This is a genomic window from Dryocola sp. LX212, from assembly GCA_041504365.1.
GTDB lineage: Bacteria > Pseudomonadota > Gammaproteobacteria > Enterobacterales > Enterobacteriaceae > Dryocola.
The window spans coordinates 3,568,527-3,590,348 of the sequence record CP167917.1 but is presented as its reverse complement, the minus strand read 5'-3'; the positions used below and the strand labels follow the sequence as shown (position 1 = coordinate 3,590,348).

Below are 21,822 nucleotides of genomic sequence, written 5' to 3'. Positions count from 1 at the left end.
AGTTGGTTTATGTTATGTTATAACAAATCAATTTGAGTATGCTGCCATGGATTTACCCCACCCCTCAACGCTTTTCTCTGCCTCCGCACTGCTACGTATCGGGGGGATCCTCATCGTGCTGTGCTGTCTTTGGCTGGCCGTTTTATGGGCGGTAGCGCTGCCATGATCGAACTTGAACGGGTTGTGCCGGGCTATCAGGGTAGGGCGGTCGCTCCCGCGCTATCCGGTACCTTTCACGCGGGCAGCATGACGGCGGTGATCGGCGCGAACGGCACGGGAAAATCGACGCTGCTTAAAACCCTGATTCGGCTTCAGGCTCCCGTCTCTGGGAAGGTCGTTTACAGCCGAGGTGCCATGCCACGCGTAGCCTGGCTGCCGCAGCTTGCCGAGATGGATCGCCAGTTCCCGACGACAGTTTACGACGTGGTGAGCATGGGAAGCTGGCCCGCGCGGAGCATTTTTTCCGGCCTTAACCGTCGGTGCAGGCAACGGGTGGCGGAGGCAATAGAGCGCGTTGGGCTGAGCTTGATGGCGAAACAGCCCATTGAAACCCTGTCCGGCGGCCAATATCAGCGCATGCTCTTTGCTCGCCTGCTTGTCCAGAACGCGCCGCTGGTGCTGCTCGATGAGCCGTTCACCGGTATTGACGTGCAGACCACAAACTTCCTGATGACGCTTATTCGGCAGATGCACGAGGAGGGGCAGACGGTGATCACCGTGCTGCATGATAACGAACTCGTAGAGCGTTTTTTCCCGGATGTTCTGCTGCTTGGCCTGCAAACCACGCACTGGGGAGCAACGTCACAAGTTTTACCTGGTTACCTGTCATCAGGCTCTCATCTGGCGCTATCTGTATGATCTATCAATTTTTAATTGAGCCGTTTATTGACTACGGCTTTATGCGCCGGGCGCTGGTTGCCTGTCTGGCTCTATCACTAAGCACGGCCCCGCTGGGGATTCTCCTGCTGCTGCGCCGGATGAGCCTGGTGGGGGATGCGTTATCCCACGCGATTTTGCCGGGGGTTGCCGTGGGGTATCTGCTTGCGGGCATGTCGCTGGTGGCGATGGGTATTGGCGGCTTTATTGCCGGAGTAGTGGTGGCGTTAATTTCCGGGTTGGTAAGCGCCCGCACGAATCTTAAAGAAGATGCCAGCTTCGCCGGTTTTTACCTGGGCTCTCTGGCTCTTGGCGTCACGCTGATTTCCCTGCGTGGTTCGAGCGTCGACCTGCTTCATCTATTATTCGGTTCCATCCTTGCCGTTGATGGTGGGGCGACAATATTTGTCGGCATTATTGCCAGCGTGACCCTGATCCTGCTGGCGTTGATTTATCGCGGCCTTGTCATGGAGACGTTTGACCGGGCGTTTCTGCGGGTCAACGGGCGTCTGATTCCTCATCTATTGCACGGTGTTTTTCTGGCGCTGCTGGTGCTTAACCTGGTGGCTGGCTTTCAGATACTCGGCACCTTAATGTCCGTCGGGTTGATGATGCTTCCCGCCGTTGCCGCCCGCTGCTGGGCGAAAACGCTGGCGGGCTCAATAGCTATTGCGGTGCTTTGCGGTCTGTGCTGTGCCTGGCTAGGTCTGGCCTGGTCATTCAGCGCCTCGCTGCCTGCCGGGCCTGCCATCGTACTGACCGCCAGCGGCGCATTCGTTCTGTCTCTTCTTTTCGGGCCACGCAGTGGGCTACTTCGGAGCTTCTTCCGGAATGGGTTAACAATCAGCAAGGGGATTAAATGAAACGTTTTGGGATGGCATTAACGTTAGCCGTGGCGATTTCAGGCCAGACGGCAATGGCGAAAGAAATAAACGTCGTAACCAGTTTTACCGTACTGGCGGATATGGCAAAGCAGGTGGGGGGCAAGCATGTGAAAGTGACGAGCCTTGTCGGGCCTGACGGCGACCCGCACAGCTTTGAGCCGTCCCCGAAAGACAGCGTGGCGCTGAGCCATGCGGATGTCGTGATCGTCAGCGGTCTGGGCATGGAAGGGTGGATGGACAGGCTGGTGAACGCATCGGGCTATAAAGGCAAAATTGTTGTTGCTTCTCAGGGAGTGGATACCCGCAGCATGGAAGAAGACGGGAAAACTATCACCGATCCGCACGCCTGGAACAGTGCGGAAAACGGATCGATTTACGCCAGCAACATTTTGCAGGCGCTGATTGCTGCCGACCCACAGGACGCGCCGGAGATTCGTCAGGGGGGTGAGGATTACATTACGCGTCTGAAGCTGCTGGACAGCTGGGCGAAAACGCGCTTTGAAGCTATCCCAAAGGCCCGCCGCCATGTGCTGACCAGCCACGATGCGTTTGGCTACTTTGGTAAGGCGTATGGGGTAACGTTCCTTGCCCCGGTGGGTATCTCTACGGAAGCTCAAGCCAGCGCCAGTGACGTGGCCGCGTTAATTAAGCAGCTCAAGGTGCAGCACATCAAAACCTATTTTATCGAGAATCAAACCGATCCGCGCCTGGTGCAGCAGATCGCCGCTGCCAGCGGGGCGAAGCCGGGCGGGGAGCTTTATCCTGAAGCGTTATCTGCCGCAGACGGCCCGGCTGCGACCTATGAAATGGCGTTCAAACATAACGTCGAAACCATTGCCAGCAGCATGAAATAACACCATGGGCCAGCTTCTGCTGGCCTTTTTCATTTCTGGAATCGTCCTCTAGCTTCATGATGTAATCTTCTGAAAGCGCCGTAAAATGCTACCCTGGTAATAAACGACATGACTACAATCGGAGCAGCTATGACGGATAAAACATTGCGACAACTAAGCCATCAACTTGGTGAGGTTTTAGGCCCGCTGGGGGCTACCGTAACCACCGCAGAATCCTGTACCGGCGGATGGATAGCCAAGATCATCACGGATGTCTCGGGAAGTTCGGCCTGGTTTGAACGCGGCTTTGTGACATACAGCAACGAGGCTAAACATCAAATGATCGGCGTTGACAGCTGCACGCTTGAAACGCATGGCGCGGTCAGTGAAGCCGTGGTTCGTGAAATGGCTCAGGGCGCGCTTTATGCAGCCGGAGCAGACTACGCGATTTCCGTCAGCGGCATCGCCGGTCCCAACGGAGGGAGCGATGAAAAACCGGTAGGTACTGTGTGGTTTGGCTTCGCCTCAAAGCAGGATGGCACCCTTGCCCGGCAGCAGCTTTTTGACGGTGACCGGGATGCGGTACGGCGTAAGGCCACGGAATATGCTCTGCAAACCCTGTGGGATGAATTTCTAAAAAATAAGCTTGATACTGTATGACCATACAGTATAATTGCCTCAACAAATTGTATTCGAACGCAGCGTAGCGCATCAGCGCTCACCCTGCATGACAGGAGTAAAAATGGCTATCGACGAAAACAAACAGAAGGCGTTAGCGGCAGCACTTGGCCAGATTGAAAAACAATTCGGTAAAGGCTCCATCATGCGCCTGGGTGAAGACCGTTCCATGGACGTGGAAACGATCTCTACCGGTTCACTTTCACTGGATATCGCGCTGGGGGCCGGTGGCCTGCCAATGGGGCGTATTGTTGAAATCTACGGGCCTGAATCTTCGGGTAAAACGACGCTGACCCTGCAGGTTATCGCCGCCGCACAACGTGACGGTAAAACCTGTGCGTTTATTGATGCGGAACACGCGCTGGATCCTGTCTATGCGAAGAAACTCGGCGTGGATATCGACAACCTGCTGTGTTCTCAGCCAGACACCGGCGAACAAGCGCTGGAAATCTGTGACGCGCTGGCGCGTTCCGGTGCGGTAGACGTTATCGTCGTTGACTCCGTGGCGGCCCTGACGCCGAAAGCGGAAATCGAAGGCGAAATCGGTGACTCTCACATGGGCCTCGCGGCACGTATGATGAGCCAGGCGATGCGTAAGCTGGCCGGTAACCTGAAGCAGTCCAACACCATGCTTATCTTCATCAACCAGATTCGTATGAAGATTGGCGTCATGTTTGGTAACCCGGAAACCACGACCGGCGGTAACGCCCTGAAGTTCTACGCTTCCGTGCGTCTGGATATCCGCCGTATTGGCGCGGTGAAAGATGGCGACAACGTGGTGGGCAGCGAAACCCGCGTTAAAGTGGTCAAAAACAAAATCGCTGCGCCGTTTAAGCAGGCTGAATTCCAGATCATGTACGGCGAAGGCATTAACTTCTACGGCGAGCTGGTTGACCTTGGCGTGAAGCACAAGTTCATTGAAAAAGCGGGCGCATGGTACAGCTACAACGGCGAGAAAATCGGTCAGGGTAAAGCGAATGCCAGCAACTTCCTGAAAGAGAACAAACCGATGTCCGCAGAAATCGAGAAAAAACTGCGTGAAATGCTGTTGAACAACCAGGACGGTACGCCGGATTTCGTCGTTGACGATCACGACAAAGATGTCGCCGAAACCAACGAAGATTTCTGATGAGAAATAGGGCCGCGAAATGCGGCCCTTGTTGCATTTAGCGCTCAATTCCCGCAGTTTATAGCCTATGTCTGAATCCTCCTCTCCAAAACGCAGCGCCTACGCGCGCTTACTCGACAAAGCCACCCGTGTTCTTGCGATGCGGGATCACAGCGAGCATGAGCTCAGGCGCAAACTTAGCGCCGCACCCACTTTCCCCGGCAGCCAAACCGCAGAGCCACCTGCCTTCACCCCGGAAGACATCGAAAAGGTTATTGCCTGGTGCTATGAACACCGCTTCCTGGACGACGCGCAGTTTGCCGCCCGCTTTATCGCCAGCCGTGGCCGTAAAGGCTATGGGCCGCAGCGTATACGTCAGGAGCTGCAGCAAAAAGGCATCGACAGGGCTACGGGTGAAACCGCCATGATGAACTGTGAGGTGGACTGGCCGGCGATGGCGCGAGAAATGGCTGAAAAAAAATTTGGCGATCCGTTGCCGACAGAGTGGAAAGAGCGTGCCAAAGTGCAGCGTTTCCTGATGTATCGTGGTTTCTTTATGGAAGATATCCAGGCCATCTACCGAAATTTTACCGATTAGAGTCATACGGTATTTTACTTCCCTGACCAGAAAACTTATCTTATTCCCACTTTTTTCCAGGTAAGCTTGCCATCGCTTCAGTAACCCTGTAGGGAATGTCAGGTTTGCAACACCTCTTTAGCTTGATTTCAGGATAATTATGAGCAAGAGCACCGCTGAGATCCGTCAGGCGTTTCTCGACTTTTTCCATAGTAAAGGTCACCAGGTTGTAGCGAGCAGCTCTCTGGTGCCGAATAACGACCCGACCCTTCTGTTTACCAACGCCGGGATGAACCAGTTCAAGGATGTATTCCTGGGCCTCGATAAGCGTAACTATTCCCGCGCCACAACGTCACAGCGTTGCGTTCGAGCGGGCGGTAAACATAACGATCTGGAAAACGTCGGTTACACCGCGCGTCACCATACTTTCTTCGAAATGCTGGGCAACTTCAGCTTCGGGGATTACTTCAAACACGACGCAATTAATTTCGCCTGGGAACTGCTGACCGGCGAGCAGTGGTTTAACCTGCCAAAAGAGCGTCTGTGGGTTACCGTGTACGAAACCGATGACGAAGCGTTTGAAATCTGGGAAAAAGAAGTGGGCGTGCCGCGCGAGCGTATTATTCGCATCGGCGACAACAAAGGTGCGGCCTATGCGTCTGACAACTTCTGGCAGATGGGCGACACTGGTCCTTGCGGCCCGTGCACCGAAATTTTCTTCGATCATGGCGATCACATCTGGGGCGGCCCTCCGGGCAGCGCCGAAGAAGATGGCGACCGTTATATCGAGATCTGGAATATCGTCTTCATGCAGTTCAACCGTCAGCAGGATGGCACTATGTTGCCACTGCCTAAGCCATCGGTTGATACCGGCATGGGGCTGGAGCGTATTGCGGCGGTTCTGCAGCACGTCAACTCCAACTATGAAATCGACCTGTTCAGCAAGCTTATCCAGTCCGTTGCCAACGTCACCGGTGCGACTGACCTGACCAGCAAATCCCTGCGCGTTATTGCCGATCATATCCGTTCCTGCGCCTTCCTGATTGCCGATGGCGTTACGCCGTCCAACGAAGGTCGTGGTTACGTGCTGCGCCGCATTATTCGCCGCGCTATCCGCCATGGCAACATGCTGGGCGCCAAAGACACCTTCTTCTACAAGCTGGTGGGGCCGCTGGTTGAGGTTATGGGCTCCGCAGGCGATGAGCTGAAAGGCCAGCAGGCGCTGGTTGAGCAGGTTCTGAAAACCGAAGAAGAGCAGTTTGCCCGTACGCTTGAGCGCGGTCTGGCCCTGCTGGATGAAGAGCTGGCAAACCTGAAAGGCGACACGCTGGACGGCGAAACGGCTTTCCGCCTGTATGACACCTACGGCTTCCCGGTTGACCTGACGGCGGACGTTTGCCGTGAGCGCAATCTGAAGGTAGATGAAGCTGGATTTGAAGCCGCAATGGAAGAGCAGCGCCGTCGCGCGCGCGAATCCAGCGGTTTCGGCGCGGACTACAACAGCATGATCCGCGTTGATACGCCATCCACCTTCAAAGGCTACGATCATCTCGATCTGACTGCGAAGGTCACCGCACTGTTTGTTGACGGCAAAGCCGTAGAGCAGATTTCAGCGGCACAGGATGCGGTCGTTGTGCTGAACGAAACGCCATTCTACGGCGAATCCGGTGGCCAGGTGGGCGACAAAGGTGCCATCAAAGGCAACGGTATCGACTTCACCGTCAGCGACACCCAGAAGTACGGCCAGGCCATTGGGCATCTGGGCAAACTGGCGAGCGGCGTGCTGAAAGTGGGCGACAGCGTTAAGGCGGAAGTTGACGAGGAGCGCCGTGCACGTATCCGTCTGAACCACTCTGCAACGCACCTGCTGCATGCGGCGCTGCGTCAGGTATTAGGCACACACGTCGCGCAGAAAGGTTCTCTGGTCAACGACAAAGGCCTGCGTTTCGACTTCTCCCATTTTGAAGCGATGAAACCGAGCGAAGTTCGTGCTGTCGAAGATATCGTTAACGCTCAGATTCGTCGCAACCTGCCGGTCGAAACCAACGTTATGGATCTCGAAGCGGCTAAAGCGAAGGGGGCGATGGCGCTGTTCGGTGAGAAATATGACGATCACGTCCGCGTGTTGAGCATGGGCGACTTCTCAACCGAATTGTGTGGCGGTACTCACGCTAACCGTACCGGTGATATCGGTCTCTTCCGCATTGTGGCGGAATCCGGCACTGCGGCGGGCGTACGCCGTATCGAAGCGGTAACAGGTGAAGGTGCGCTGAGCAGCCTGCATGCGCAGAGCGATCAGCTGCACGAGATTGCACACCTGCTGAAGGGCGACAGCCAGAACCTGAACGAGAAAGTGCGTTCGGTGCTGGAACGTACCCGTCAGTTGGAAAAAGAATTGCAGCAGTTAAAAGAGCAGCAGGCTTCGCAGGAGAGCGCAAATCTTTCCAGCAAAGCAACAGAAGTGAAGGGCGTGAAACTGCTGGTGAGCGAACTGAGCAACGTTGAACCTAAGATGTTGCGTACGATGGTCGATGACCTGAAAAATCAGCTTGGCTCAGCGGTAATCGTTCTGGCCACCGTGTCAGAAGGTAAGGTTTCTCTGATTGCTGGTGTCTCCAAAGATGTGACCGACCGCGTTAAGGCCGGGGAGCTGGTGGGGATGGTTGCACAGCAGGTTGGAGGCAAAGGTGGTGGTCGTCCGGACATGGCGCAAGCGGGTGGTACAGACGCTCAAGCCTTGCCTGGCGCGCTGTCTGGCATCGAAGCCTGGGTCGCGGCAAAACTTTAAGTCACTATAAAGTAGAGGCGTGCGCCCGTTCCGTTTTGTGGGCTGGCGCTCGTTCATCTGCACATTATCAATAATGATAAAGTCAGGTTGAAGTTGTGTATATCGGCTAAACTTAGTCATAACAGAATGTAATGCCGTGACTGCTTACACATATGTGTTTGTCATCGCTTACTTTTTGGCGTTATATGATGGATAATGCCGGGATACGCACAGACCCGACTCTTTTAATCTTTCAAGGAGCAAAGAATGCTTATTCTGACTCGTCGAGTTGGTGAGACCCTCATGATTGGGGATGAGGTGACAGTGACAGTACTAGGGGTTAAAGGCAACCAGGTCCGTATTGGTGTGAACGCCCCGAAGGAAGTCTCTGTACACCGCGAAGAGATCTACCAACGTATCCAGGCTGAAAAATCGCAACAAACGAGTTACTAAAGTTACTGCGTCTCGCCAGCTGCTGGCGAGGCGCTCTCTTTCTTCTTCCGTATTTCCCCGTTCTCTCCCCCTTTGTTCGTTTTAACCTGTAGCTTCCCGAATTTTTCTTACTGAGCAGTATCTCTATTTCTTCCCGTTTCTCATATCTTGCCTGTTGATAAAACACTCTTTTTGCCTTCAAATTACGCGAATTGCATGGGAATTGTGCAATTGATTACGAGTCGGGAAAAATTGTTTGACTTATAAGTGCGGGAAAGTAATATGTGCGCCACGCAGTGCCGATGAGCAGAAACAAGTTCAGCGGTGCGACTCGAAAGAGGCGTGTGGTGAGGTGGCCGAGAGGCTGAAGGCGCTCCCCTGCTAAGGGAGTATGCGGTCAAAAGCTGCATCCGGGGTTCGAATCCCCGCCTCACCGCCATTTTGCATCCGTAGCTCAGCTGGATAGAGTACTCGGCTACGAACCGAGCGGTCGGAGGTTCGAATCCTCCCGGATGCACCATCTTCTTCCTGACTATCAGCGATGATCGTATGCCAGAGAATTTAGTGTTCTCAGCATGCTCCAGGGAGGAAAACGTTGCTTTAGCAAGCAACGGCCCGTAGGGCGAGCCTTCGGTGAGTAATCCTCCCGGATGCACCATATCTCTTCAGTGTTGCGGCAAGTTGAGTGACATTGAGTCAGCAGTAAATCAGCAGTTCCCGATGCATCCGTAGCTCAGCTGGATAGAGTACTCGGCTACGAACCGAGCGGTCGGAGGTTCGAATCCTCCCGGATGCACCATCTTCTTCCTGACTATCAGCGATGATAGTATGCCAGAGAATTTAGTGTTCTCAGCATGCTCCAGGGAGGAAAACGTTGCTTTAGCAAGCAACGGCCCGTAGGGCGAGCCTTCGGTGAGTAATCCTCCCGGATGCACCATATCTCTTCAGTGTTGCGGCAAGTTGAGCGACATTGAGTCAGCAGTAAATCAGCAGTTCCCGATGCATCCGTAGCTCAGCTGGATAGAGTACTCGGCTACGAACCGAGCGGTCGGAGGTTCGAATCCTCCCGGATGCACCATATTCTTCCTGTCTCTCAGCGATGAGAGAAAGCCAGAGAACTTAACGTTCTCAGCCAGCACCAGGGAGGATAACGTTGCTTTAGCAACGGCCCGCAGGGCGAGCCTTCGGCGAGTCATCCTCCCGGATGCACCATATTTCTGATTATCTTCCCTGATGATTAGATACCGCAGTAAATCAGCAGTCCCCAATGCATCCGTAGCTCAGCTGGATAGAGTACTCGGCTACGAACCGAGCGGTCGGAGGTTCGAATCCTCCCGGATGCACCATATTTTTCCTGATTCTCAGCGATGAGAGAAAGCCAGAGAACTTAACGTTCTCAGCCAGCACCAGGGAGGATAACGTTGCCTTAGCAACGGCCCGTAGGGCGAGCCTTCAGCGAGTCATCCTCCCGGATGCACCATATTCTCCCTGATGCACCCTTTCCTTGCCTTTCCCCCATTGTTTTCAACATCGTTCTGACATTCAAACCTACCCTCCATGACAAAAGCGACAAATATCCGTGTTTACGCTAAAGTAACGCCTTGATATTTGGCTATGCGAGGGATGAGATGTACGAACGTTACGACGGGCTTATTTTCGATATGGACGGCACCATCCTCGATACCGAACCGACACACCGTAAGGCATGGCGTGAGACGCTGTCCCGTTACGGCATGACGTTTGACGAGCAGGCAATGGTTGCGCTAAACGGCTCACCCACCTGGCGCATTGCGCAGGCCATTATCGACTCTCATCAGGCAGACCTAAATCCCCATCATTTAGCGCAGGAAAAGACCCTGGCCGTCAGAGCTATGCTGCTCGACACCGTGCGTCCTTTGCCGCTCATCGAGGTGGTGAAGACCTGGCATGGCCGTCGTCCCATGTCGGTGGGGACAGGCAGCGAGAGTGATATCGCCGAAGCGTTGCTTAACCATCTTGGCCTGCGCCAGTATTTCTCTGCGGTTGTCGCCGCCGATCATGTTAAAAATCATAAACCATATCCGGACACTTTCCTGAAGTGCGCTGAACTAATGGGCGTGCCGCCCGAGAAGTGTGTGGTGTTTGAAGACGCTGATTTTGGTCTGGAAGCGGCTCGCGCAGCGGGTATGGCCGGTGTGGACGTTCGCTTACTGTGAACGAGCTGCTGTCACTGGGTTCGCTGTTTACCAGCAGCTTCCTGAGTGCGACCTTACTGCCCGGCAGCTCCGAGGCCGTGCTGGTCGCGTTATTGATTGGCGGCGCAGGTCCCACCTGGTTGCTAGTGTTAATAGCAACAATGGGTAATAGCCTCGGGGGGCTAACTAACGTTATTCTGGGTCGTTTTTTCCCGCAGCGTGCGCAGTCTCGCTGGCAGGGAAAAGCGACCGCCTGGCTGACCCGATTCGGCCCGGCTGCTTTATTACTGAGTTGGTTGCCGCTGATTGGCGACCTATTGTGCCTGCTTGCCGGATGGTTACGTCTGGCATGGGGGCCGGTAATCTTTTTTTTGTGCCTTGGTAAAGCGTTACGCTACATCGTTGTCACGGTTGCAACGGTACAAGGCATGGCGTGGTGGCAATAATTGCGTGGTGCGAGAGTACGGAAGTCCGCTAAAACAATTATGCTTAATAAAAATGAATTCGACAGGCGGGAGGTCAATTTGATCCCGGACGTATCACAGGCGCTGGCCTGGCTGGAAAAGCATCCTCAGGCAGTAAAGGGCATTTGTCGCGGTCTTGAACGCGAAACACTGCGAGTCACGCCAACGGGCGAACTGGCAACGACAGGTCACCCGGAAACCCTCGGCTCAGCGCTGACACATAAATGGATCACCACGGACTTCGCCGAAGCCCTGCTGGAATTTATTACGCCAGTGGACGGTGACATCGATCATATGCTCACTTTCATGCGCGATATTCATCGCCATGTGGCCCGTGAACTGGGCGAAGAGCGCATGTGGCCACTGAGCATGCCGTGCTATATCGACGATGGTCAGAACATTGAGCTGGCGCAGTACGGCTCGTCCAACACTGGCCGTCTGAAAACGCTTTATCGTGAAGGGCTGAAGAACCGCTACGGCGCGTTGATGCAGACCATCTCTGGCGTGCACTATAATTTCTCTCTGCCGCTGGAATTCTGGCAGGCAAGGTTAGGTGTTAAAGATGCCGAAAGCGGGAAAGAAGAGATCTCTGCGGGCTACTTCCGTCTGATCCGTAATTATTACCGTTTTGGTTGGGTTATTCCGTACTTGTTTGGCGCCTCGCCGGCGATTTGTTCCTCTTTCCTGCAAGGGAAAGAAAGCACGCTGCCGTTTGAGAAAACAGAATGTGGCATGAACTACCTGCCGTATGCCACGTCGCTGCGCTTAAGCGATCTGGGCTATACCAACAAATCGCAAAGCAACCTGGGCATCACCTTCAACGATCTCCATACCTATGTTGAAGGGCTGAAGAAAGCGATTAAAACGCCGTCTGAAGAGTATGCGCATCTTGGCCTGGAGAAAGACGGTAAGCGTCTGCAAATCAACACTAACGTGCTACAGATTGAAAACGAACTCTATGCGCCGATTCGTCCGAAACGCGTGACCGCGAAAGACGAGTCGCCGTCAGACGCGCTGCTGCGCGGCGGTATCGAATATATTGAAGTGCGTTCGCTTGATATCAACCCGTTCTCCGCCATTGGCATGGACGAGCAACAGATTCGCTTCCTCGACCTGTTTATGATCTGGTGTGTGCTGGCCGACGCGCCGGAAATGAGCAGCGACGAGCTGCTCTGCACCCGCACAAACTGGAACCGGGTGATTCTGGAAGGACGTAAACCTGGCCTGACGCTGGGTATGGGCTGTGAAACTTCCCAGCATCCGCTGTCACAGGTGGGCAAAGATCTGTTCGCTGATTTACGTCGGGTTGCTCAAACGCTGGACGGCATCGCGGGTAATGACGATTATCAGAAAGTGTGCGATGAGCTTGTCGCCAGCTTTGACGATCCAGAGCTGACGTATTCAGCCCGCATTCTGCGGTCTATGATTGATAATGGCATTGGCGGTACGGGGCTTGCGCTTGCGGAGCAGTATCGTCAACAGCTTATCAATGAACCGCTGGAGATTATGACGACGGAAGTGCTGCAGCAGGAGCACGATGCTTCATGGCAGCGTCAGCGTGATATCGAAGCCGGGGACAGCGAGCCGTTTGAGACATGGCTTGAGAAACAGTCGCGGTAGAAAAGAAAATGGCCACAATCAATGTGGCCAAAATATTCATCTCTGAAGACAGGGATGATGATAACAAATGCGCGTCTTTCATATATTCAGACGCGTGCCGGGAAAAATGGTTCATTTTATTTTAAAAAAATTCACTTATCGGAGGTGACCAGATGCCATTGTTGGATAGTTTCACTGTCGACCACACCCGCATGGGCGCGCCAGCAGTACGTGTAGCCAAAACGATGCACACACCAAGCGGCGATACCATCACCGTATTCGACCTGCGCTTTTGTGTCCCGAACAAGGAAGTGATGCCGGAAAAAGGGATCCATACGCTTGAGCACCTGTTTGCAGGTTTCATGCGCGATCACTTAAACGGTAACGGCGTTGAGATCATCGATATTTCGCCGATGGGCTGCCGCACCGGCTTTTACATGAGCCTGATTGGCGTGCCGGAAGAAAGCCGCGTTGCCGAAGCATGGAAAGCGGCAATGGAAGACGTGCTGAAGGTAAAAGAGCAGAACCAGATCCCGGAACTCAACGTCTATCAGTGTGGCACATACCACATGCACTCTCTGCAGGAAGCGCAGGACATTGCGCGCCATATCATAGAGCACGGTGTGAGCGTCAACAGCAATGACGAGCTGGCGCTGCCGAAAGAAAAGCTGAAAGAGCTGCACATCTAGTAATAGTAGTAGGTCGGATAAGCGCAGCGTCATCCGACATAGCTTGTCGACAAAAGGAGCCGGATGGCTCCTTTTGATTGCTGACAAAGAAGGAAAAAGCGTGGTTTTTCCTTCTTTGTGATTAGCAGCCGAATATCAATGAATTGATTTTCCTGGTTATTTTTTTGATGAGATCTGTTCATTCGTTAAATATTTCAGGTTTGTCATCATTCTGAAGGAGCCTGACGGCTCCTTTTTTATAAAGAAATAAAATTATGTCTACCACTCTCCAGTTCAGTTTCGCAACCCGCCCGCTGGTGCCGTTTGCCCATGATTATCCGCATGGCGCTACCGAGCCATGGCACAGCCACGATTGCGCGCAGCTTCTGCACGCGCTCAGCGGCGTGGTGCGGGTTGAGACGGAGCAGGGATACTGGGTGGTGCCGCCAAGCCGCGGCGTATGGCTTCCTGCTGGGACGCAGCATCGCTTTCAGGTTACGGGGTATGTTGCAGCCCGAACGTTGTTCATTGACCCTTTTGCGCGGGCGGACCTGCCCTCGGTTTGCCAGGTGGTGCAAATCTCAGATTTGCTGCGTGAGCTTATTATCAGCTCGCTGACGCTGCCCGAAAGCTACGCGGCCGGGAGCAGGGAAGAGCGGATCTATGAGCTGATCCTCGATGAGATCCGCGTGATGACGGTGCTGCCGTTTAATTTACCTGAACCGGCGTCGGCGGCCTTACTGGCGCTTTGTCGTCAGATCCAGGCCGAACCCGGCAAAACCTGGAGCACGGCGCTGGCCGCCGGGCTGCTCAATATCAGTGAAAGGACCCTGCTGCGGCATTTCCGTCAGCAAACCGGGCTGGCGTTCAGCGAGTGGGTACGGCGGGCGCGGCTGATGGAAGCCCTGAGCCGTCTTGCCCAGGGCCAGTCCGTATTGCGGGTAGCGCTGGATTTAGGCTACGAGAGCCACAGCGCGTTCAGCGCCATGTTCCGACGTACCCTTGGTGTTTCCCCCGGCGACTACTTCCATCAGAACCGCTCGTCTGACGGCAGTGCATTAAGCAACGCCTGAAGCGAAGCCCGCGCCACGTCGTTATCGATACCCACGCCCCAGCGGCTTTCGCCTTTCGCGAAGGTGCAGCGGATATAGGCCGCCGAACGGCTCTCGCTGTGCCTGCCGAGCGTGTGTTCATGGTAGTCATCAATGGCGAACGCGACGTTAATCAGGCTTTTCAGGGCATCGGCAGCGGCGGACAGCAGACCATTTCCTTTTCCCTGAAGCGTAATAACGCCAACTTCCGCCTGAATACGTGCCTGGAGCGACAGCAGGCCCTCTCCCTGGCTTTCGCTACGGTAATCCAGCAGCTGCCGTCCGGCGGCCTTGTGATGCCCGTACAGCTCGCGGAAGAGCTGCCAGATGGCGGCCAGCGTCATCTCGTTTCCGTCGCGATCGGTCTGCTCCTGTACGTGACGGCTGAAATCCTGCTGCAAAGCGCGCGGCAGCATCAGGCCGTGATTCTGCTCCAGCACCCACGCCGCGCCGCTTTTACCGGACTGGCTGTTAACGCGGATCACCGCTTCGTAGCTGCAGCCGATATCGTTCGGATCGACGGGCAGATAAGGCATCTCCCAGCGTGAATCGGAAGCCTGCTGGCGCGCGGTAAATCCTTTTTTAATGGCATCCTGATGCGAACCGGAAAAGGCCGTAAAGGCCAGCTTACCGGCGTAGGGATGGCGAGGATGGACGGGCAGCTGATTACATTGTTCGACAACTTCCACGACCTGCTTCATATCGCTGAAGTCGAGCCGTGGCGATATCCCCTGGCTGTAGAGGTTCATCGCCATAGTCACCAGGCAGACGTTCCCGGTGCGTTCGCCGTTACCGAATAAGCAGCCTTCCACGCGATCGGCTCCTGCCAGTATTGCCAGCTCCGCGCTGGCGACGCCGCTTCCCCGATCGTTATGAGGATGCACGCTGATGCACACGGCATTACGCCGTGAGAAGCGGCGGCAGAAATATTCGATCTGATCGGCGTAGACGTTTGGCGTATTGACCTCCACCGTCGCCGGCAGGTTGATAATCATTGGCCGTTCGGCGCAGGGTTCCCACACGTCCGCTACCGCCTCGCAGATTTGCAGGGCGAAGTCAGGCTCGGTAAAGCAAAACGTTTCCGGGGAGTATTCATAACTCCACTGCGTTTGCGGATGAGCTTCGCACAGGGCGCGGATCTGGCGCGTGGCGCTGACGGCAAGCTGAACGATCTCCTCTTTGCTCTGGCGGAACACCAGGCGGCGGAAGAGCGGGGCGGTGGCGTTATAAAGATGCACGGTTGCGCGGTGGGCATCCTGCAATGCCGCAAAGGTGCGCTCGATAAGATCGCTACGCGCCTGGGTCAGGACCTGGATGGTGACGTCTTCCGGGATGCGGCGCTCTTCAATCAGCTGGCGCACAAACTGAAAATCCGTTTCTGAGGCTGCCGGGAACGCCACCTCGATTTCTTTAAAACCGCATTTGAGCAGCCGTTCCCAGAAGCGCAGCTTGCGCGCGCTGTCCATCGGCTCAGCCAGTGCCTGGTTGCCGTCGCGTAGGTCGGTGGAAAGCCATCGCGGAGCATGGGTTAGCTGTTTATTCGGCCACTGACGATCCGGCAGATTAACCGGTGGATGCGGAAGGTATTTTTGCGACGGGTCTTGCAACATGTGGGATCTCCTTTGCTCGGGTCAGACTTTATCCTGACAACTAGTTGGGGAGATTACTGGCGCACAACTGACAACCTGTGCTGAGAAACAGCCATAGGGTGCAAAGGCGATCCACCCTACGGCTGTTTTTGTAGTTCGGGTAAGCGAGCGCTACCCGACAATTTTAGTGCGCACCACCGGCGCCGCCGCCTGCACCAAACGGCGGTTTGGCGAACCAGACCAGCCCCAGCAGCAGAATGAACACGCCGCCGGAGACCCAGAAAATCTCATTTGCCGAGATAATCAGCCCCTGGCTTGTGATCTGCTGGGCAATAAAGCCGGACGCCTGCTGGGTCGACATTCCCAGATTCTGCAGATCGTTGTACATCTGCACGGCATTCTGGTTAAACGGCGTGACCGACTCCGTGAGCTGCGCGTGGTGCAGTGATTCACGGTTAGTCCACAGCGTAGTGGTTATCGACGTACCTATAGAACCAGCCAGCGTTCGGGTGAAGTTCGACAGGCTTGATGCCGCCGCCAGACGTTCAGGCGGCAGGCCGGACAGCGTAATGGTCGTCAGCGGCATAAAGAAGCACGCCACCGCGAAGCCCTGAATAAACTGCGGCCACGCCGATCCGCCAAAGTCCATCCCCGGCTCGAAGGTGTACGCGCGCCAGTAGAAACAGACTGCGTACATGATAAAGCTGAACGTCACCAGCCGCCGCATATCGAGCTTGTGCGCAAAGCGCCCGATGATCGGTGACAGCAGTACCGGCAGAATCCCAACGGGAGCAGAAGCCAGGCCCGCCCAGGTTGCGGTGTAGCCGTATACCTCCTGCAGCAGCTGCGGCAGCAGAACAATCGCGCCGAAGTAGAGCATGTAGGCAAGGCTGATACACAGGCAGCCGATGGTAAAATTGCGCGACTTAAACAGCGACAGGTCAACTATCGGGTTATCGTCCGTCAGCTCCCAGACAATCAGGAAGCTTATCGCCACCACCGCAACGATGGTTAGCACGATGATTTCTGTTGAGTTAAACCAGTCCAGCTCTTTACCGCGGTCGAGCATGACCTGCAGGCTACCAATCCCCACCACCAGCAGCGCAAGGCCGATGGCGTCGATACGCCGGTTTTCGGTTCGCGTTTCCCGACCCCGCAGCGTTTGCAGCGTCATCAGTACCACGACCACGCCGATCGGCACGTTGATAAAGAAGATCCAGCCCCAGTGATAGTTATCGCTGATGTAGCCGCCGAGGATCGGCCCGAAGATCGGCGCAACGATGACCGTCATCGACCACATCGCCAGCGCAATGCTGCGCTTGGCCGGTGGATAGTTGCTTAACAACAGGCTTTGCGACAGCGGGATCAGCGGCCCGGCGACAATCCCCTGCAGGACCCGGAAGAAGATCAGCATCTCAAGGCTATTGGAGACGCCGCACGCCCAGGAGGCGATAACAAACAGGATGGTCGACCACAGGAACAGCTTCACTTCGCCGAAGCGTTTAGCCAGCCAGCCGGTGAGCGGGATCGAGATGGCGTTCGCCACCCCGAAGGAGGTGATAACCCATGTCCCCTGGCTCAGGGACGAGCCAAGGTTCCCGGCAATGGTCGGGATCGCCACGTTGGCGATGGTGGAGTCCAGCACCTGCATAAAGGTTGCCAGAGACAGCGCGATGGTCATGATGACCAGCTGGGCTCCTTCTAGCGGTTTAAGCTGCGCCATACAACCTCCGCTTTATTAACCCGCATTCGCCTGGATAATCTGGTTAATCAGCTGGTTTACCGGCGCCAGATCCAGCTCGCGGGCGTTACTTTCGTAAACCGGTGAGGTACGGCTCTTGCTTGCCAGCATGCTGCCATCGCGATCCGTCGTGTTCACGGTGACCAGGGTCGACAGGCCGATGCGCAGCGGATGCTGTTCGAGCTGTTTTGCATCCAGCTCGATACGCACCGGCAGACGCTGAACCACTTTGATCCAGTTACCGGTGGCGTTCTGGGCTGGCAGCAAAGAGAAGGCGCTGCCGGTCCCCATATCCAGGCCGACAACCCTGCCGGTGTATTCAACGTTGTCGCCGTAGATATCGCTGACGACGGTCGCAGATTGCCCAATACGCATATGTGCCAGTTGGGTTTCTTTGAAGTTGGCATCAACCCACAGGCCGCTGGCCGGCACGATGGCCATCAGAGGCGTGGTCGGGCTGATTTGCGCGCCGACCTGCACCGCACGGCGGGAAACATAGCCGGTCATCGGGCTGACGATTTTGGTACGCTGCAGGGCCATCCATGCGTTACGCAATTCGGCGGCGGCCTGCTTCACGTTGGGCTGCTCTTCGAGTTTTGTACCGAGGATCATTGCCTGGTTGGCGTTGTACTGCTGAACGGCGACGTCCAGCGCTGCCTGAGCGGATGCCACGGTGTCACGGGCGTGCTGCAGCTCTTCACGGCCAATCAGGTTTGCGCTGCCTAAAGGTATACGACGGTTCAGGTCGCTTTGCGCCTGGGCCAGCGCGGTCTTTTTCAGCTCAATATTGGCCTGATACTGCTTGCTGTTGATCATCTGCTGGCGTGTCTGACGCACGCTGGAGGCCAGCACGGTCTGCGCCTTATCGAACGCCTGTTGGGCGTCGGCCTGGTCGAGCGTGACCAGCACATCACCCTGTTTTACAAAATCAGTATTGTCAGCCCAGACCTTGGTGACGCTGCCTGAAACCTGGGACATGATCTGCACCTGGTTACCGGCGACGTACGCATCGTCCGTGTTTTCGTAATGGCGTAAGACTAAGAACCAGTAAATTCCATATGCCACAGCAATAATGACGAAGAGCAAGGTCAACAGCAGAAGGGCGGTCTTACGCTTGCCTTTCTTATTGTTCACCGGTTGCTGCGGGGTTTCATGCTCCGCATGTGCGCTCATGCTAATCTCCAAACTTATTATTATTATGGTCAGCTTTGCTGACCCGTTAGTGCATAGAGGCCAGCAATGGAGTTGCTGGCCTCTGTAGTTATCTGTTTTCCGGGATGCTTAATCGAGTCTGACGCGTCCTGTCAGCGAACGGCTTCCAGCATGGTCTGGTCTACGTCCATTTTGTCCAGACGAGTCAGCAGCTTGCGGGTGATGGCTTCCAGCTGCTCTTTTTCAGAGCCGCTCAGGGAAGACCACAGCTCGTGCAGGCAGTTATGCTGCGGTGGCAGGACCTGACGCAGGAATTCATGACCTTTATCGGTCAGCTGCAAATGCAGACAGCGACGGTCGTTGTCGCTTTCACGGCGTTCAATCCAGCCCCGCTTTTCCAGCTCGTCGGCAATGCGCGTCGCGTTGGTACGGGACGATCCCAACGCACAGCTTAGCTCAGAGGGCTGAATGCTGTGGTTCTCCTGGGACTCAAGAGTGATTAACGCCATAAACAACGTTTCGTTAATCCCCTGAGCCTTCAGCATCTTATTGCGGTTTTCCAGCAGCTTACCCTGCATGTGCATGCACAGACGGGTCAGCAGGATCTCCTGGTACGGGAAGTCCTGATGGCGTTTGGCGCGAAATTTTAGCATTTGTTCAATGGGCGTAAACGAACTATCCATTTTGGCATAACCTCATTAGTTGCAGCCGATATAGTAACGATGGTGACAAATAAAGTAAATCTATTGTTCAGGGATTTTTTATCCGTCGGGTCTATATCACCATCATGAGTTTCCAGGCTAATCCATAACCCAGAGCACTGAGAAGCGTAGGAATGATAATGCTACGAGTCTTATAAAAGCTCACGCCGAGAACCGCAAAACCGACCAGCGTCGGCAGCAGCCGCCTGCTGTCATGCATGATTTCCGGGGCGCAGGAGACCACCAGCAGCGCGCAGATTGAGGCGATGCCGATGCTATCCAGCAGCACACCGGTGGCGCCGCGCTTAGCGGGGCGAGTGGCGTTTGCACGCAGACGAAGGGGTAAATAGCGGAATAAATAGTTGGCTAAGCCGACCAGCAGGCCGAGTAGCAGGACCTGGGTGCTCATTACGCCTCCTCCTGATAAAACGCCTGGATCACGGCGGCCAGGCAGCCGCAGACGATACCGGCCAGAATCGCGGCTGGTATCGACACCAGCGTCACGCCGAGCAGGGCACCCGCCAGGGCGGCGGTAACGGTCCAGGACTGCTTACGCTGGAACGAGGCGAGCAGGAAGCTCAGGAACAGCACGGGAAGCATAAAGCTTAATGCGGCCTCCACAGCTGGGAAGCTATCGAGCAGGCCATTGCCGGACCAGGAGCCGAGCGCGGTGCCGAGCACCCAGGAAAACCAGGAGCTGAAGGCGATGCCGATCATCCAGTTTTCGCTCCAGCGCCGGTTGTCGCGCACCAGTTTCGCGGTGGCAGCGGCAAACACCTCGTCCGTCAGCCCGAAGGCCCAGACTGCCGTTTTGGGCCTGCTGAGCGTTTTAGTGATTCGCTGGCGTAGCGAGGGGCCGTATAGCACGTGGCGGACGTCCATCGCCATCACGGTCAGGGCAGCCACCCACAGAGAGCTACCCGCCGCCAGCAGCGCGGTGATCACAAACTGGCTGGCACCAGCGTAGATAATGCAGGAGAAAAACAGGCTTTCGAGCGGGGTAAACCCCAGCTTAGTGGCGTTCAGACCGAAGGCAAAGGCCACGGGGAGGTAACTGATGACGATGGGCAAACTGTCTTTCAGCCCCTCAACCCAGGTCGCTTCGTGCTGATGATTGTCGTTTGAAATTGTCGCGGGACTGTCCATATTAAATTTTTATAAATAACCGGCGTGAATGTCACTCGAATTAATAATCTGGGACAACCTTACCAGACTGCCCCAGGCCTTAACACCCTTGTTTGTCCACAAGGGTTGTAAAGGATTATTGGCAGACCTCCTGGCGGTGGTAGCCGCGCCACCAGACCACCAGGTTTAGTAGGGCCATAATCGCGCCCGCCGCACAAACGCCATTCCAGCCAGCATGTTGGTAAGCACTTGCTGAAATCAGTGACCCTGCGGCGCCGCCGATAAAATAGCTGGTCATGTAGCCAGCCGTCAGGCGGTTGCGGGCTTCCGGCATCATGCGGTAAATCACGGTCTGGTTGGTGATATGAACGCCCTGCACGGTAAGATCCAGGACGAGAATACCGATAATCAGCGCGATCACCGAATACTGGCCCAATGCGGTGGCAATCCATGAGAGCAGCAGCAGCACCAGACCAACGGTTGTGGTGAGATGCGCCTTGCCCTTATCGGCAAATCCTCCCGCAGGTCGCGCTCCCAGCTCGCCAGCCGCGCCCGCCAGGCCAAACAGCCCGATGACGCCTTCGGAGAAGTTAAACGGCGGAGAAGCCAGCAGGAACGCCATCGAGGTCCACAGAATGCTGAAGTTGGCGAAGGTGAGGCAGCCGAGCGTGGCACGGGTGCGCAGCAGGCTGTCTTTGATAAACAGGCTGAATACGGAACCCAGAAGCTGCGGATAATTCAGATGGTTTTCCTGCTTCACGGTTGGCAGACCGCGCCACAGGGCGACAGCCATAATAACCATCAGCACGCTGGCAACCCAGTAAACCGTGCGCCAGCCGCCCAGGCTTGCCAGCAGGCCCGCGACGGTACGCGCCAGCAGGATCCCCAGCAGCAGGCCGCTCATAATGGTCCCCACGACTTTGCCACGCTTAGCCGGTTCCGCGAGGTGAGCCGCAAGCGGCACGAGGATCTGCGCGACGACGGAGAACAGGCCGGTGAGCGCGGTACCCAGGATCATCATCGGCAGCGTCTGGCTGGTGGCGGTGATCAGCATGCCGCCCGCGGCCAGCAGCGTCATAAAGACGATAAGCCCGCGTCGTTCAAACATATCCCCCAGCGGCACCAGCAACAGCAGGCCAGCGGCATAGCCCAGCTGGGCGGCGGTGACGATAAACCCGGCCTGGTTGACGGAAAGAGAAAAGGCGCGGGCGATGGTGTCGAGCAGAGGTTGCGCATAATAATTGCTGGCAACGGCAAGGCCGGTGGCCACGGACATCAGGGCAATCAGCGCGGGGCTGAGCCCCTGAGCGGTATTTTTCATTGTTATCTTCAGCTTGTCATTGAGATCGCGAATGATAACGAA

The 21,822-nt window shown here is 55.6% G+C and carries 20 protein-coding genes and 5 tRNA genes; 18 read left to right on the top strand and 7 right to left on the bottom strand.

The window, feature by feature from the left end:
• Positions 1-162: 162 nt before the first annotated feature.
• From ACA108_17270 to ACA108_17185, 18 genes are all read left to right on the top strand, one after another.
• Complete coding sequence (locus ACA108_17270; protein XEX95086.1) at positions 163-858, top strand: metal ABC transporter ATP-binding protein; 696 nt, start codon at positions 163-165, stop codon at positions 856-858.
• Positions 855-1,739 carry a metal ABC transporter permease gene (locus ACA108_17265; GenBank protein XEX95085.1) on the top strand — a complete coding sequence of 295 codons (885 nt, stop codon included), beginning with the start codon at positions 855-857 and terminating at the stop codon, positions 1,737-1,739. Before ACA108_17270 ends, ACA108_17265 begins: the two co-directional genes overlap by 4 nt.
• Positions 1,736-2,614 (top strand): metal ABC transporter substrate-binding protein, encoded by an 879-nt coding sequence (locus ACA108_17260; protein ID XEX95084.1) that lies wholly within the window; start codon positions 1,736-1,738, stop codon positions 2,612-2,614. Before ACA108_17265 ends, ACA108_17260 begins: the two co-directional genes overlap by 4 nt.
• A gap of 129 nt (positions 2,615-2,743) precedes the next feature.
• Positions 2,744-3,253, top strand: coding sequence for a nicotinamide-nucleotide amidase (pncC, locus tag ACA108_17255; protein XEX95083.1), 510 nt, complete (start codon positions 2,744-2,746; stop codon positions 3,251-3,253).
• A gap of 82 nt (positions 3,254-3,335) precedes the next feature.
• Positions 3,336-4,400, top strand: coding sequence for a recombinase RecA (recA, locus tag ACA108_17250; GenBank protein ID XEX95082.1), 1,065 nt, complete (start codon positions 3,336-3,338; stop codon positions 4,398-4,400).
• A gap of 67 nt (positions 4,401-4,467) precedes the next feature.
• A complete protein-coding gene (locus ACA108_17245; protein ID XEX95081.1) occupies positions 4,468-4,977 on the top strand; it encodes a regulatory protein RecX in 510 nt (169 codons plus the stop codon).
• A gap of 139 nt (positions 4,978-5,116) precedes the next feature.
• Positions 5,117-7,744 (top strand): alanine--tRNA ligase, encoded by a 2,628-nt coding sequence (gene alaS, locus ACA108_17240; GenBank protein XEX95080.1) that lies wholly within the window; start codon positions 5,117-5,119, stop codon positions 7,742-7,744.
• 246 nt (positions 7,745-7,990) lie between these two features.
• On the top strand, positions 7,991-8,176 hold the full coding sequence (gene csrA, locus ACA108_17235) for a carbon storage regulator CsrA (GenBank protein XEX95079.1): 186 nt from the start codon (positions 7,991-7,993) through the stop codon (positions 8,174-8,176).
• Between the two features lie 325 nt (positions 8,177-8,501).
• Positions 8,502-8,594 (top strand) — tRNA-Ser (locus tag ACA108_17230).
• 4 nt (positions 8,595-8,598) lie between these two features.
• A tRNA-Arg gene (locus tag ACA108_17225) sits at positions 8,599-8,675 on the top strand.
• 202 nt (positions 8,676-8,877) lie between these two features.
• Positions 8,878-8,954: transfer RNA gene (locus ACA108_17220), tRNA-Arg, on the top strand.
• A 202-nt stretch (positions 8,955-9,156) separates the two neighbouring features.
• Positions 9,157-9,233 (top strand) — tRNA-Arg (locus ACA108_17215).
• A gap of 191 nt (positions 9,234-9,424) precedes the next feature.
• A tRNA-Arg gene (locus tag ACA108_17210) sits at positions 9,425-9,501 on the top strand.
• A 282-nt stretch (positions 9,502-9,783) separates the two neighbouring features.
• Positions 9,784-10,350 (top strand): fructose-1-phosphate/6-phosphogluconate phosphatase, encoded by a 567-nt coding sequence (gene yqaB, locus ACA108_17205; protein ID XEX95078.1) that lies wholly within the window; start codon positions 9,784-9,786, stop codon positions 10,348-10,350.
• Positions 10,347-10,775, top strand: a complete 429-nt coding sequence (locus ACA108_17200; GenBank protein XEX95077.1) for a YqaA family protein — start codon at positions 10,347-10,349, stop codon at positions 10,773-10,775. The genes yqaB and ACA108_17200 overlap by 4 nt, the downstream gene beginning before the upstream one ends.
• 78 nt (positions 10,776-10,853) lie before the next feature.
• Positions 10,854-12,413 carry a glutamate--cysteine ligase gene (gene gshA / locus ACA108_17195; GenBank protein XEX98146.1) on the top strand — a complete coding sequence of 520 codons (1,560 nt, stop codon included), beginning with the start codon at positions 10,854-10,856 and terminating at the stop codon, positions 12,411-12,413.
• A gap of 152 nt (positions 12,414-12,565) precedes the next feature.
• Positions 12,566-13,081 (top strand): S-ribosylhomocysteine lyase, encoded by a 516-nt coding sequence (gene luxS, locus ACA108_17190; GenBank protein XEX95076.1) that lies wholly within the window; start codon positions 12,566-12,568, stop codon positions 13,079-13,081.
• A gap of 254 nt (positions 13,082-13,335) precedes the next feature.
• Positions 13,336-14,133 (top strand): helix-turn-helix transcriptional regulator, encoded by a 798-nt coding sequence (locus tag ACA108_17185; GenBank protein ID XEX95075.1) that lies wholly within the window; start codon positions 13,336-13,338, stop codon positions 14,131-14,133.
• On the opposite strand, the gene leuA is transcribed toward ACA108_17185, so the two are convergent.
• From leuA to ACA108_17150, 7 genes are all read right to left on the bottom strand, one after another.
• A complete protein-coding gene (leuA, locus tag ACA108_17180) occupies positions 14,091-15,761 on the bottom strand; it encodes a 2-isopropylmalate synthase (protein XEX95074.1) in 1,671 nt (556 codons plus the stop codon). The two genes, ACA108_17185 and leuA, sit on opposite strands and share 43 nt — an antisense overlap.
• A gap of 163 nt (positions 15,762-15,924) precedes the next feature.
• Positions 15,925-17,463: a multidrug efflux MFS transporter permease subunit EmrB gene (emrB, locus tag ACA108_17175; protein ID XEX95073.1), complete on the bottom strand. Its 1,539-nt coding sequence runs from the start codon at positions 17,461-17,463 to the stop codon at positions 15,925-15,927.
• Between the two features lie 15 nt (positions 17,464-17,478).
• On the bottom strand, positions 17,479-18,654 hold the full coding sequence (emrA, locus tag ACA108_17170; GenBank protein ID XEX95072.1) for a multidrug efflux MFS transporter periplasmic adaptor subunit EmrA: 1,176 nt from the start codon (positions 18,652-18,654) through the stop codon (positions 17,479-17,481).
• Positions 18,655-18,785: 131 nt separating this feature from the next.
• Complete coding sequence (gene mprA, locus ACA108_17165; protein XEX95071.1) at positions 18,786-19,316, bottom strand: transcriptional repressor MprA; 531 nt, start codon at positions 19,314-19,316, stop codon at positions 18,786-18,788.
• A 91-nt stretch (positions 19,317-19,407) separates the two neighbouring features.
• Positions 19,408-19,743, bottom strand: a complete 336-nt coding sequence (ygaH, locus tag ACA108_17160) for an L-valine transporter subunit YgaH (protein ID XEX95070.1) — start codon at positions 19,741-19,743, stop codon at positions 19,408-19,410.
• Positions 19,743-20,480, bottom strand: coding sequence for an AzlC family ABC transporter permease (locus ACA108_17155; GenBank protein ID XEX95069.1), 738 nt, complete (start codon positions 20,478-20,480; stop codon positions 19,743-19,745). Before ACA108_17155 ends, ygaH begins: the two co-directional genes overlap by 1 nt.
• 115 nt (positions 20,481-20,595) lie before the next feature.
• Positions 20,596-21,780 (bottom strand): MFS transporter, encoded by a 1,185-nt coding sequence (locus tag ACA108_17150; protein ID XEX95068.1) that lies wholly within the window; start codon positions 21,778-21,780, stop codon positions 20,596-20,598.
• Positions 21,781-21,822 lie beyond the last annotated feature (42 nt).

Excerpts from the sequence above, each read along its gene's own strand:
- recA (XEX95082.1), top strand. The coding sequence starts at position 3,336 with ATGGCTATCGACGAAAACAAACAGAAGGCGTTAGCGGCAGCACTTGGC.
- mprA (XEX95071.1), bottom strand. The coding sequence starts at position 19,316 with ATGGATAGTTCGTTTACGCCCATTGAACAAATGCTAAAATTTCGCGCC.
- yqaB (XEX95078.1), top strand. The coding sequence starts at position 9,784 with ATGTACGAACGTTACGACGGGCTTATTTTCGATATGGACGGCACCATC.
- ACA108_17155 (XEX95069.1), bottom strand. The coding sequence starts at position 20,480 with ATGGACAGTCCCGCGACAATTTCAAACGACAATCATCAGCACGAAGCG.
- leuA (XEX95074.1), bottom strand. The coding sequence starts at position 15,761 with ATGTTGCAAGACCCGTCGCAAAAATACCTTCCGCATCCACCGGTTAAT.
- ACA108_17150 (XEX95068.1), bottom strand. The coding sequence starts at position 21,780 with ATGAAAAATACCGCTCAGGGGCTCAGCCCCGCGCTGATTGCCCTGATG.
- luxS (XEX95076.1), top strand. The coding sequence starts at position 12,566 with ATGCCATTGTTGGATAGTTTCACTGTCGACCACACCCGCATGGGCGCG.
- csrA (XEX95079.1), top strand. The coding sequence starts at position 7,991 with ATGCTTATTCTGACTCGTCGAGTTGGTGAGACCCTCATGATTGGGGAT.
- pncC (XEX95083.1), top strand. The coding sequence starts at position 2,744 with ATGACGGATAAAACATTGCGACAACTAAGCCATCAACTTGGTGAGGTT.
- emrA (XEX95072.1), bottom strand. The coding sequence starts at position 18,654 with ATGAGCGCACATGCGGAGCATGAAACCCCGCAGCAACCGGTGAACAAT.
- ACA108_17265 (XEX95085.1), top strand. The coding sequence starts at position 855 with ATGATCTATCAATTTTTAATTGAGCCGTTTATTGACTACGGCTTTATG.
- ACA108_17270 (XEX95086.1), top strand. The coding sequence starts at position 163 with ATGATCGAACTTGAACGGGTTGTGCCGGGCTATCAGGGTAGGGCGGTC.
- emrB (XEX95073.1), bottom strand. The coding sequence starts at position 17,463 with ATGGCGCAGCTTAAACCGCTAGAAGGAGCCCAGCTGGTCATCATGACC.
- ygaH (XEX95070.1), bottom strand. The coding sequence starts at position 19,743 with ATGAGCACCCAGGTCCTGCTACTCGGCCTGCTGGTCGGCTTAGCCAAC.
- alaS (XEX95080.1), top strand. The coding sequence starts at position 5,117 with ATGAGCAAGAGCACCGCTGAGATCCGTCAGGCGTTTCTCGACTTTTTC.
- ACA108_17245 (XEX95081.1), top strand. The coding sequence starts at position 4,468 with ATGTCTGAATCCTCCTCTCCAAAACGCAGCGCCTACGCGCGCTTACTC.
- ACA108_17260 (XEX95084.1), top strand. The coding sequence starts at position 1,736 with ATGAAACGTTTTGGGATGGCATTAACGTTAGCCGTGGCGATTTCAGGC.
- ACA108_17185 (XEX95075.1), top strand. The coding sequence starts at position 13,336 with ATGTCTACCACTCTCCAGTTCAGTTTCGCAACCCGCCCGCTGGTGCCG.